Below are 11,789 nucleotides of genomic sequence, written 5' to 3'. Positions count from 1 at the left end.
AAAGGAATGAGGATATGTCAAAAGAGATAGCAAAAAAACGTATAGAAGAATTACGTGATTTGTTAAATACATTTAACTATCAATATCACGTATTAGACAATCCTTCTGTTTCTGATGCGGAATATGACCGTAATATGCAGGAGCTTATAAAATTAGAAGCAGAGAACCCAGAGTTTATGAGTGAAGATTCTCCCTCCGTTCGCGTTGGGGGAACTGTTCTTGATATATTTGAAAAAGTAACACATAAGTCACCAATGTTAAGTTTAGGAAATGCATTTAACGAAGGAGATTTACGTGATTTCGACAGAAGAGTACGTCAAGGAATTGATGGTGCGAATGTAAGATATATATGTGAATTAAAAATTGACGGGCTTGCCGTTTCGCTTCATTATGAAAAAGGACGCTTCATTCAAGGGGCAACACGTGGTGATGGTGTAACGGGTGAAGATATTACTCAAAATTTAAAAACGATTAAAGCTATCCCACTTCGTTTAAATGAAGAAGTAACGTTAGAAGCACGAGGCGAAGCTTATATGCCGAAGCGTTCATTCGTTAAACTAAATGAAGAAAAAGAGCAAAATGGAGAAGATGTATTTGCGAATCCGCGTAATGCAGCAGCAGGTTCAATACGTCAACTTGATCCGAAAATTGCAGCGAAGCGTAACTTATCTATGTTTGTGTATGGTCTTGCGAATGTAGAAGAAAAAACAATTTCATCACATAGTGAATCGCTGGATTTCTTAGGTGAACTTGGATTTAAGACAAATCCAAATCGCCGTACATGTGAAACAATTGAAGAAGTTATAGCTTATGTAGAAGAATGGCAAGAAAAACGTCCGCATCTTGATTATGAGATTGATGGAATCGTTATAAAAGTAGATGATGTTGCTCTTCAAGAAAGTCTAGGAACTACAGCGAAGAGTCCAAGGTGGGCGATTGCTTATAAATTTCCGGCTGAAGAAGTTGTAACGAGATTAACAGGCATTGAATTAAGTGTTGGCCGAACAGGGGTTGTAACACCGACTGCAGAACTAGAGCCAGTGAGAGTTGCTGGTACGATTGTTCGTCGTGCTTCTTTACATAACGAAGATTTAATTCGCGAAAAAGACATTCGAATTGGTGACTACGTTGTTGTGAAGAAGGCTGGAGATATTATTCCTGAAGTTGTGAACGTTATTTTTGATAAGCGTACTGGTAAGGAAGAAGAATACCGCATGCCAACTCATTGTCCAGCATGTGAGAGTGAACTTGTTCGTTTAGAAGAAGAAGTAGCACTTCGTTGTATAAATCCAACTTGTCCTGCTCAAATTCGAGAAGGGTTAATCCATTTCGTTTCAAGAAATGCAATGAATATTGATGGACTTGGAGAACGTGTCATTACACAACTCTTTGATGCTGATTACATTCGTACATTTGCTGATTTATATGCATTGACGAAAGAGCAATTATTACAGTTAGAACGTTTTGGTGAAAAATCAGCAACAAACTTAATACAAGCAATTGAAAATTCTAAAGAAAACTCGTTAGAGCGATTATTATTTGGTCTTGGAATTCGCCACGTTGGAGCGAAAGCAGCACGTACATTTGCAGAGCACTTTGAAACGATGGATGAGCTTGTAAAAGCAACGGAAGAAGAACTAAAAGCAATTAATGAAATTGGCGAAAAAATGGCTCAATCTGTTGTGACATATTTTGATAATGAAGATGTATTAGAGTTATTACAGCAGTTTAAAGAGTATGGCGTGAATATGACATACAAAGGTATAAAAATTGCAGATTTACAAAATGTTGAATCTTACTTCGCAGGAAAAACGGTTGTTTTAACAGGTAAGCTAGAAGTTATGGGACGAAGTGAAGCGAAGAAGAAGATTGAGGCATTAGGTGGAAAAGTAACAGGAAGTGTTAGTAAGAGTACGGATTTGGTTGTTGCAGGTGAAGCAGCTGGTTCGAAATTAGCACAAGCGGAGAAACATAATGTTGAGGTTTGGAATGAAGAGAGGTTCTTACAAGAGCTAAATAAGTAAGAGGTGCAAACTTACCATGAAAAAAATAGCATTAGCGGTATTAAGCCTTGGCCTACTTGTAAGTGGGTGTAGTGCAGGTGCCGACAAAGATGAAAAAGTGGCTGGGAAATCGGGGAAAGCAAAAGAACAATCAGTTGTTCCAAAATACGCTATTTCGGATGAATATTATAAGACGACTATTCCATTTGATGGTGGAAAGGCACGTGGTTTAGTGGTGCAAGGGTTAAATAGTCGCCTTGATATAGATGAATTTGAAACAGGATTAATGCGAATTGCAAAAGAATCATTTAGTACGAAAGATAATTTTTTAAAAGGCGGAAAAGCTCTAGATACTCAAACTATACAGATGCTTGTTAAAAGAAAACGTACAGATGCTGAACAAAAGGAACTAGAGGAAAAATTAAAAAAAGATGCAGTTAAATTTCCTAATATAGGATTAAATCCTGCCTTAGGAACAGGATCCGAATCACTAGAAGTGAAAAATAAAAAAAATCCAATATATATTTCAAATATTTTAGAGCATGATTATTATGTGAAAAAAGGCGATAACGACGAGGAACGTGTTGGTATGGTAGTTGGATTAGCGATGAATTCTGTTCAATATTTTAACGAAGAGCATGGTTACCCACGTGAAGCTGCAATCCCAGATGAAAAGATGTTAGCTGAAGGGAAAAAAATGGCGCAAGAAATTTTGAAAGTCATACATCAAAAAGAACCTGAAACAAAAAATATTCCGATAACATTTGCGATTTATCGCCAAGCTCCAAAGTCTTCGCTCGTGCCAGGTAATTTTGTTTCTTATGCAAATGTCGAAAAAGGTAGTGAAACGGTTGAAGATTGGAAACAAATTAATGAAAAATATTATTTGTTCCCATCAGAGCAAGCGAAAACAGATAATAAACGTGAAGATCTTGCAAGAGTATCCAACTTTAAGGCAAAACTAAGCGATTATTTCCAAGGAGACTATACAGCTGTTATTGGTACTGGTATGTATAGAGATGATGAATTAAGAGAAATGAAGCTTGATATTCCTGTCCAGTTTAATGGAAAAGCTGAAATAGTTGGTTTTACACAATATGTGGCAGGGCTTGTTATGGAATACTTCCCGAATTATATGAAAGTACAAGTAACGATTAAATCTGTAGAACGCCCAGAAGCTATTATTATACGTGAAGCAAAAAAAGATGAACCACTTGTGAAAATTTTAGATTAAATATGAAGGCTGTTCCTCTATGGAACAGCTTTTTTTCTTATGTAATTTTGTTATAATTTAAAATGTTGTAAAAAATAGGGGGAAGGGGTAAAGCTCATGGACGAATTAAGTTTTCAAGTCATTATTTTATTAATTGCATTCGGTTTTTTAGCAGCTTTTATTGATTCCGTTGTTGGAGGAGGAGGGTTAATTTCGCTTCCTGCACTTATGTTTGTTGGCCTATCGCCAGCTTCGGCAATTGCAACGAATAAATTAGCGGCAACAATGGGGACATTTACGAGTGCGATGTATTTCATTCGATCAGGAAAAGTTGATTTTAAAATTGTAGGAAAGTTAATCCCGTTAACTATTGTTGGAGCTGTGGCAGGCGCTTTAGTAGTAAAATTTATTCCATCGGATATTTTACGCCCATTAGTACTTGTAATGTTGGTATTCATTGCTATTTATATTATTGCAAAAAAGAATTGGGGAAGTGTGTCTACCTATAAGAAGATGACGCAAAGAAAAACATTAATATTTTTCTTTGTTATTTTAATGATAGGATTTTATGATGGATTTTTTGGACCAGGGACAGGGTCGTTTTTAATTTTTGCATTTTTATTAATTGGCTTGGATTTTATTCAAGCAGCAGCATCTGGAAAACTTTTGAATTTTGTTAGTAATATTGTATCTTTAATTACTTTTTTATTTTTAGACATAATTCATTTTGAATACGGTATTATCATGGGATTATCAATGATCTTAGGTGCTTATTTTGGATCGAAGTTTGCGGTTCAAAAAGGTGTTGGATATGTGAGGACTTTATTTTTATTAGTTACCATATTATTGATTGGAAAAAATGTTTTGGAATATACTCATATTTTGTAGATTCATACCCATGTATGGATCTCTTTTTTTATTATATTTTAAAAATTTATTAATTTTTAAAATATAAGTCTGGGAATATTTGAATAAATCTAAATTATCGTGTAGAATAATGTTGTAAAATGTAAACGTTTTTCTAAGGGGAGGCTAAAAAGAATGGTAGTAGCATACAAACATGAGCCATTTACAGATTTTTCAGTGGAGGCTAACAAATTAGCGTTTGAAGAAGGTTTAAAGAAAGTAGAATCTTATCTTGGACAAGACTATCCATTAATTATTGGGGGAGAAAAAATCACTACAGAAGACAAAATTGTTTCTGTAAACCCTGCAAATAAAGAGGAACTTGTTGGTCGTGTTTCAAAAGCAAGCCGTGAGTTAGCTGAAAAAGCAATGCAAGTAGCGGATGAAACATTCCAAACTTGGAGAAAATCAAAGCCAGAAATGCGTGCAGACATTTTATTCCGTGCTGCAGCAATCGTTCGTCGCAGAAAACATGAATTCTCTGCTATTCTTGTAAAAGAAGCAGGTAAGCCATGGAATGAGGCAGATGCTGATACAGCAGAAGCAATCGACTTTATGGAATATTATGGTCGTCAAATGTTAAAATTAAAAGACGGTATTCCAGTAGAAAGCCGTCCAATTGAATATAATCGTTTCTCTTACATTCCATTAGGAGTAGGTGTTATCATTTCTCCTTGGAACTTCCCATTCGCAATTATGGCAGGTATGACAACAGCTGCTTTAGTTTCTGGTAACACAGTATTACTAAAACCAGCTAGTACAACTCCTGTAGTAGCAGCAAAATTTATGGAAGTATTGGAAGAAGCTGGATTACCAGCTGGCGTAGTAAACTTCGTTCCAGGTAACGGTTCTGAAGTTGGTGACTACTTAGTAGATCATCCTCGTACACGTTTCGTAAGCTTCACGGGATCTCGTGATGTAGGTATCCGTATCTATGAGCGTGCAGCGAAAGTAAACCCAGGACAAATTTGGTTAAAACGCGTTATCGCTGAAATGGGCGGTAAAGATACAATCGTTGTTGATAAAGAAGCAGATCTTGAATTAGCAGCTAAGTCTATCGTTGCATCAGCATTCGGATTCTCAGGACAAAAATGTTCTGCATGTTCTCGTGCAGTAATCCATGAAGATGTATACGATCACGTATTAAATCGTGCTGTTGAATTAACAAAAGAATTAACAGTTGCTAACCCAGCAGTATTAGGTACAAACATGGGTCCTGTTAATGACCAAGCTGCATTCGATAAAGTAATGAGCTATGTTGCAATTGGTAAAGAAGAAGGTAGAATCTTAGCAGGTGGCGAAGGAGACGATTCTAAAGGCTGGTTCATCCAACCAACAATCGTTGCTGACGTTGCAGAAGATGCTCGCTTAATGAAAGAAGAAATCTTCGGACCAGTAGTAGCATTCTGTAAAGCGAAAGACTTCGATCATGCACTTGCAATTGCAAACAATACAGAATACGGTTTAACAGGAGCAGTTATCTCTAACAACCGTGACCATATTGAAAAAGCACGTGAAGACTTCCACGTAGGTAACTTATACTTCAACCGTGGATGTACTGGTGCAATCGTAGGATACCAACCATTCGGTGGCTTTAACATGTCTGGTACAGACTCTAAAGCTGGTGGACCTGATTACTTAGCACTTCACATGCAAGCAAAAACTACTTCTGAAACTTTATAAGAAATAGTAGAGGAGCTCTTCACAGAATGTGAAGAGCTCCTTTTAAAATTGAAATCCTATATATTACTATCGTTCGAAAGGAATGAGCTAAAACCTATTAATAGCGGGATAAACATGTGAACAGAAATAAAATGATGAGAAAAGTTGACTTATTAGTCATTTTTTTTAGTATTCATTTTGAGAATTTCCTGTATAATACAATTTGAAAGAAAATCTATGGTTCGACAAGGAACACTCCTTTCGGTTTTGCTCACTGAAAGGAGTGTTTTTTTTATGTAGCTAAAAATTCTTTCGTGCTTATTACATTTGCATATACACCATTTAAACTAGCTAAAATTGTATTGTGAATATAAACAGCTGGTATAGTAGCGTTCTTAAAAGAAAGGTCTTTTGTAGCACAAGCATCATGTATAACGGTACATTGAAAGTCAAAATCGAATGCAGCCCTTACTGTAGCATCAATACACATATGAGTCATCATCCCGCATACAACGACATGTTCAATATCTAAACGTTTTAATTGCTCTAGAAGATTAGTTTCTCGGAAGCTATTTGGATAATGTTTGACTATAACTGTTTCTTCTCTAAGTGGACGTACGCTTTCGTGAATATGTACACCTTCTGTATTAGGTAGGAAAAAAGTAGCGTCATCTTTTATAGCTACGTGTTGGATATGAAAAATAGGTTCGTTGTTTGTTCTAAAGTGTTGTAATAACTGATTAGCATATTCGCTTGCTTCTACTGGATTACGCAATTCCATCTTTCCATTTGGAAAATAATCGTTTTGAATATCGACGAGTAAAAGAGCTGTTTTCATATATTTATCTTCCTCCGAGTTTCATATTCAAATAAATTTATTCAATTCGTAGAGAGGATTCTCCTGTTTAAAAATATGAGGAAAAAGAATTTTAAATAACCTTGAAAGTTACTATTTTCTCATGAATTTTCATCTGAAAATTTTAATAAAGGAATAATTAATATTTTTCTAAAAAATGTATTGACTCTTATTATTCTGAGTTCTATAATGAGAATTAATTAAACGACAATTAAATCGATACATTCTTATCCAGAGAGGTGGAGGGACTGGCCCTACGATACCTCAGCAACGGGTTTTTTTAATACCGTGCTAACTCCAGCAAGCCATATAAAGGCTTGGAAGATGAGAAGATGTGAACGAGTACATATAAGTGCTCTCCTTCTTATCTTTATGGTTGATAAGAAGGAGGGCACTTTTTATTTTACCTCGAAAGCTCTGCTTCAAGTTTTTACAGCATATAGGAGGGGAAAAAATGATTTCTTTTAACAATGTAAGTAAAGTGTATGAATCAGCTGGGCAATCTGTTCATGCGGTGGAGGATGTAACATTATCAGTTGAGAAAGGCGAAATTTTTGGCATTATTGGTTTTAGTGGCGCTGGAAAGAGTACGTTATTACGCTTAGTAAATATGTTAGAGAGACCGACGGCAGGAACGATTTCAATAGATGATAAAGATATTACATCATTATCGACGAAAGAATTACGTAAACTGAGACAAAGAATTGGAATGATTTTTCAAAGTTTTAATTTATTTAATTCAAGAACAGTATTTGGAAATATTGCTTATCCATTAAAGTTAGCGAAAGTACCAAAGAATGAGATAAAAGAAAGAGTAAATGAACTGCTGAAGTTTGTAGGGTTAGAAGATAAAGCAAACTATTACCCAGAGCAGCTATCAGGTGGACAAAAGCAGCGTGTGGGCATTGCTAGAGCACTTGCGACATCGCCAGATATTCTTATATGTGATGAGGCAACATCAGCCTTAGATCCAGAAACAACGACAGAAATTCTAAACTTATTAAAGAAAGTAAATAGAGAATACAATTTAACAATTCTTCTTATTACACATGAAATGCATGTTGTGAAAGAAATTTGTCACCGTGTAGCTGTAATGGAGAAAGGAAAAGTTATTGAAGAAGGAAAACTGTTTGATGTTTTCACGCAACCAAAAACAAAGACGACTCAAAACTTTGTACGTTCTGTCATTAATGATCATTTACCGGAAAGTATTCTAGCGAAAATTCAAAATGGTGGTCAAATTTATCGTCTAACATTTACTGGTGAGGAGACAGGACAGCCGGTACTATCATATATCGCAAAAAACTATAACGTCGATGTAAATGTACTGTACGGAAATATTATTGAACTTCAAAATGTGCTATTTGGAAATCTTCTTGTAGAGTTGCAAGGTGAGCAGAGGGAAATTCAAAAAGCATTACAACATCTAAGACTGCAAGTGCAGCTGAAGGAGGTAGAAGCTCATGCGAGTTGATTGGAGTATATTTTGGCCGCGCATACTAGATGCGACGGGGGATACCCTCTTAATGGTAATTGTAACCCTTATATTCGCTACAATTCTTGGTATACCCCTAGGTTTACTATTATATGTAACGAGAAAAGGAAACTTTTTAGAAAATAACTGGGTCTTTTCTATTCTTAATATCATTATTAATACAATTCGTCCGGTTCCATTCATTATCTTTTTAGTAGCTTTAAGCCCACTAACAAGAAGTGTTATCGGAACGACGATTGGAACAGCAGCCGCAATCTTCCCAATGACGTTAGTTGCATCAATCGGCATTGCTAGAATGGTTGAAACAAATCTTGTTTCTGTTCCAAAGGGAGTCATTGAAGCAGCTCAAGCAATGGGGGCTTCGCCAATTAGAATTGTTTTTGAAATTCTTGTGCCAGAAGCGTTAGCGCCATTGATCTTAGGGGTTACATTTATGACAGTTGGTTTAATTGAATTTTCTGCAGTTGCTGGGCTTGTCGGTGGTGGCGGTCTTGGTGATTTAGCGATGACATATGGTTATCAACGTTTTGATACATCAGTTATGTTCGTAACGGTCGTTTTACTTATCATTCTTGTACAGGTAGCTCAAAATTTAGGAAACTACTTTGCGAAAGTCTTTTTACGCAGATCATAAAAAGGAAGAGGGTAAAAGAAAATGAAGAAAATTTTAGCATTTGCATTATCAGCGATTGTAGGAGTTTCAGCGTTAAGTGGCTGTTCAAGTGGAGACATAGGGGCAGGAGCTAAAGAAAAAGTAGTTCGCGTTGGTGTAACTGGAACGGATGGAGACGCTTGGGAAATTTTGAAGAGGAAAGCTGAAAAAGAAGGAATTAAAATTAAACTGGTTGAGTTCTCTGATTACACAACGCCAAATAAGGCGCTAGCTGATGGAGATATTGAACTAAACTCATTCCAGCATATTGCTTTCTTAGAGCAATTTAAAAAAGAGCATAAGTTAGATATTACAGCTGTTGGTACAACGCAAATTGCGCCAATGGGTTTATACTCTGAAAAATATAAGAAAGCAAATGAAATCCCAGATGGTTCAGAAATTGCAATTCCAAACGATCCAACGAACCAAGCACGGGCATTAAAACTTCTTGATGCAGCTGGATTATTAAAGCTTAAAAAAGACTTTGGTCTATTTGGAGATCCAAGTGGTATTGCTGAAAATCCGAAGAAATTAAAAATTACACCGGTTATCGCACAGCAAACACCTCGTGTGTTAAAAGATGTAGCGGCATCAGTTATTAATAACGGTGTTGCTGGTCAAGCTGGATTAGATCCAGCGAAGGATCCTATTTTCTTAGAAGATCCAAAGAATGAAAATGCGAAGCCTTATATTAATATTTTCGCAGCTCGTACGAAAGATAAAGATGATCCAACACTGAAAAAAGTAATTGAATTATACCATTCAAAAGAAGTAACAGATGCAATTAAGAAAGAAACAAATGATGGTTCCATTTCAGTAGATCTTTCACTTGAGGAGCTTGAAAAAATCGTAAAATAATCATTGGGTTTAATGGACTAACAGAAGGAACCCCTCCGCTGTTAGTTCGTTCAACATATAATCTACTTAACAAACAAAACAAACCCTAATTCTGTACCTTCCAATTCTGTATAATATAGAATCCAATGTTTGTTAAGTAGAGTAATAGACCAGGAGTTTTCCTGGTCTTTTTTTATTACTGAAAGCAGCTAGCGAGTAGTAAGGTAATCCAAATTATAATGGGATAAGAAAATAAACTGAAAAGGAGTGTAATTACGAATTGCTTTTGATGAATTAAGTGTTTTTTTGATAAAAAAAAGAAAATAGAAAAGAGAGTAATGAAAAATGCGGATATTACGCCGGGGTTATAGGAGCGATAAATGAAAAACAAAATAATATGTTGAACAGAGTTGAAGAAGATGGCCCCTTGTATAAAAATAATCCAGCATATAGAAGACAAGAAGTTAAGTTGATATAGAAAGACGATAAGTAATACAAAGATTGTTAATACGGAAATGGCAATGAAAAATTGTTGGCTAGTTATAAGACGGATTGAAAATTGATTAGCAAGGTATTGTGGCATTTGGAAAGCTTCTTCAAGGTTATGAATGAAAAATAATAAGGGAATAATCCAGAGTATAGTAGTGGAATGTTTTTTCATCAATTTACATCACTCCAATAAAGTATAGAAAGCCTAAAAAAAGGCCATCTATACAGAGATAGTTAATCAATTATGATATTTTTTAAATTAACTTCATGATGCTCTCGTTCTATCGAATAAGCAGCTAGTTCCTCTTGTAAAATATTTAATATTTGCTTAGCGGATTGCTGGATTGGATTAGGTAGCTCTTCTAATATATGCATCCCGACTTTTACTTTTGTACGAATTCCCCTTCGTAGTAATTCCTCATGCATGGACTACACCTCCAAACCGAATATTTAGTACATCTTCATCAAATTTTGCTCCTTGAATAGAAAGGTGTGTTAATGTTTTTGGTAACGTGATGTTCCGTTTAACAGAACCCGCTCGAATAATAAGTTCATCACCTTTTTGATTTAAGGAAAGTTCACTTTTGTTTGAGAAGGGAATGGACAGAACGAAAATATACTCATCGCCATCCTTTTTTACATATTGAGTGCGCCCGTTAAATTTCACTTCTGTAGGGGAATGATCAGTTTTAAATAAAGAATCTCCTACACGTTCTAACATAGACAAACCAACAACTTCTTGTTCAAACATTGGAGCTTCGTAAATAGGAAGGGGTTGAAAACTATCTTGAATTAATGTTTTATATTTCTTCTGTGCATCTTTCCATGCCTGAAAATAAGGATCGGTGACAGTGTTAGGGATGACGCGGTTAATCATAATGGCATCTACGTTATAATCGTATAAATTCAAATAAGTAAAGCTGCGCTGGGCTTCCTTAATGACCATTTTTTCAGGATTTACAACGATGCGGATACTTGTTACTTCTCGATTTGATAAAATATCTCTCATTTCTCCGAGCTGTTCAAGTGTACTTGTTAATTCGTCCATAATATCGTCGGTTGGAAGAGGGACACCAAGGAGTGGTTGAGCTACAGGACGAACGACTTTTAAAACTTTTCTTTTAATAGGAAATAAATTTTCCATCCACCAGCCGAGCATGTCTGGAAAGCTTAGCATTGCTAATGTTTCTCCTGTTGGGGCACAATCAATAATGATAACATCATATGTGTTTTGTTTATAATAATCGAGTACGCGAAGTAGGCTAATTAAATCTTCCATACCGGGAAACATCGTTAATTCTTCTGTTGTAATATCATCGGCTGCTTTGGAAGTGAAGAGTAGTGTAATATATTTCTGTAATTTTCCCCAGCCTTTTTCCATCTCATAAATCGTATTAATTTCTTGTGCCCACAAATTTTTACGAACTTCTAATGGCTCAGAAGATAGCTTTATACCAAATGAATCTCCTAAACTATGAGCAGGATCTGTGCTCATTACTAATGTTTTTAATCCTTGTTTCGCACTTTGAATTGCTGTTGCTGCTGAAATGCTAGTTTTTCCTACGCCGCCTTTACCTGTATACAAGATAATTCTCATCATTCATATCCCCTTTGTTTCGAATGTCGAATATTACGAGTGTCGAAGTAAATGATTGAATAAAAACCCAGATAGGGTT

General features: G+C 35.7%; 11 protein-coding genes and 1 riboswitch. Of the genes, 7 read left to right on the top strand and 4 right to left on the bottom strand.

Features of this window, described 5'->3' with window-relative positions:
* Positions 1 to 14 precede the first annotated feature (14 nt).
* The 4 genes from ligA to pruA all read left to right on the top strand — a co-directional run bounded on the left by ligA (position 15) and on the right by pruA (position 5,805).
* Positions 15 to 2,024 (top strand): NAD-dependent DNA ligase LigA, encoded by a 2,010-nt coding sequence (gene ligA / locus ACTFRH_RS23215; protein ID WP_000031453.1) that lies wholly within the window; start codon positions 15 to 17, stop codon positions 2,022 to 2,024.
* A gap of 16 nt (positions 2,025 to 2,040) precedes the next feature.
* Positions 2,041 to 3,237 (top strand): CamS family sex pheromone protein, encoded by a 1,197-nt coding sequence (locus tag ACTFRH_RS23210; protein WP_000717032.1) that lies wholly within the window; start codon positions 2,041 to 2,043, stop codon positions 3,235 to 3,237.
* Positions 3,238 to 3,333: 96 nt separating this feature from the next.
* Positions 3,334 to 4,104, top strand: coding sequence for a TSUP family transporter (locus tag ACTFRH_RS23205; RefSeq protein ID WP_000343974.1), 771 nt, complete (start codon positions 3,334 to 3,336; stop codon positions 4,102 to 4,104).
* Between the two features lie 153 nt (positions 4,105 to 4,257).
* Positions 4,258 to 5,805: an L-glutamate gamma-semialdehyde dehydrogenase gene (pruA, locus tag ACTFRH_RS23200; protein WP_000259554.1), complete on the top strand. Its 1,548-nt coding sequence runs from the start codon at positions 4,258 to 4,260 to the stop codon at positions 5,803 to 5,805.
* 271 nt (positions 5,806 to 6,076) lie between these two features.
* On the opposite strand, the gene ACTFRH_RS23195 is transcribed toward pruA, so the two are convergent.
* Entirely contained in the window at positions 6,077 to 6,622 is a 546-nt protein-coding gene (locus tag ACTFRH_RS23195; protein ID WP_000844905.1) for a cysteine hydrolase family protein, read from the bottom strand.
* A gap of 242 nt (positions 6,623 to 6,864) precedes the next feature.
* Positions 6,865 to 6,971: riboswitch (SAM riboswitch) on the top strand.
* A 123-nt stretch (positions 6,972 to 7,094) separates the two neighbouring features.
* On the opposite strand from ACTFRH_RS23195, the gene ACTFRH_RS23190 reads away from it, so the two are divergent.
* The 3 genes from ACTFRH_RS23190 to ACTFRH_RS23180 are packed head-to-tail and all read left to right on the top strand — an operon-like array spanning position 7,095 to position 9,645.
* Positions 7,095 to 8,114: a methionine ABC transporter ATP-binding protein gene (locus ACTFRH_RS23190; RefSeq protein WP_000622968.1), complete on the top strand. Its 1,020-nt coding sequence runs from the start codon at positions 7,095 to 7,097 to the stop codon at positions 8,112 to 8,114.
* Positions 8,104 to 8,769 (top strand): methionine ABC transporter permease, encoded by a 666-nt coding sequence (locus tag ACTFRH_RS23185; RefSeq protein ID WP_001261875.1) that lies wholly within the window; start codon positions 8,104 to 8,106, stop codon positions 8,767 to 8,769. Before ACTFRH_RS23190 ends, ACTFRH_RS23185 begins: the two co-directional genes overlap by 11 nt.
* A 21-nt stretch (positions 8,770 to 8,790) precedes the next feature.
* Positions 8,791 to 9,645, top strand: coding sequence for a MetQ/NlpA family ABC transporter substrate-binding protein (locus tag ACTFRH_RS23180; protein WP_000721592.1), 855 nt, complete (start codon positions 8,791 to 8,793; stop codon positions 9,643 to 9,645).
* Between the two features lie 175 nt (positions 9,646 to 9,820).
* Here ACTFRH_RS23180 and ACTFRH_RS23175 read toward each other — a convergent pair whose 3' ends face one another.
* The 3 genes from ACTFRH_RS23175 to ACTFRH_RS23165 all read right to left on the bottom strand — a co-directional run bounded on the left by ACTFRH_RS23175 (position 9,821) and on the right by ACTFRH_RS23165 (position 11,713).
* On the bottom strand, positions 9,821 to 10,285 hold the full coding sequence (locus ACTFRH_RS23175) for an HXXEE domain-containing protein (RefSeq protein WP_002181829.1): 465 nt from the start codon (positions 10,283 to 10,285) through the stop codon (positions 9,821 to 9,823).
* A gap of 62 nt (positions 10,286 to 10,347) precedes the next feature.
* Complete coding sequence (locus ACTFRH_RS23170; RefSeq protein WP_000544099.1) at positions 10,348 to 10,539, bottom strand: DUF3926 domain-containing protein; 192 nt, start codon at positions 10,537 to 10,539, stop codon at positions 10,348 to 10,350.
* A complete protein-coding gene (locus ACTFRH_RS23165) occupies positions 10,532 to 11,713 on the bottom strand; it encodes an ArsA family ATPase (RefSeq protein ID WP_003299817.1) in 1,182 nt (393 codons plus the stop codon). The genes ACTFRH_RS23170 and ACTFRH_RS23165 overlap by 8 nt, the downstream gene beginning before the upstream one ends.
* Positions 11,714 to 11,789: the final 76 nt, after the last annotated feature.

The organism is Bacillus cereus group sp. MYBK216-1 (assembly GCF_051916495.1).
In the GTDB taxonomy this organism is placed as follows: domain Bacteria; phylum Bacillota; class Bacilli; order Bacillales; family Bacillaceae_G; genus Bacillus_A; species Bacillus_A thuringiensis_K.
The sequence above is the reverse complement of the archived record's forward strand: the minus strand, read 5'-3'. Positions and strand labels throughout refer to the sequence as shown.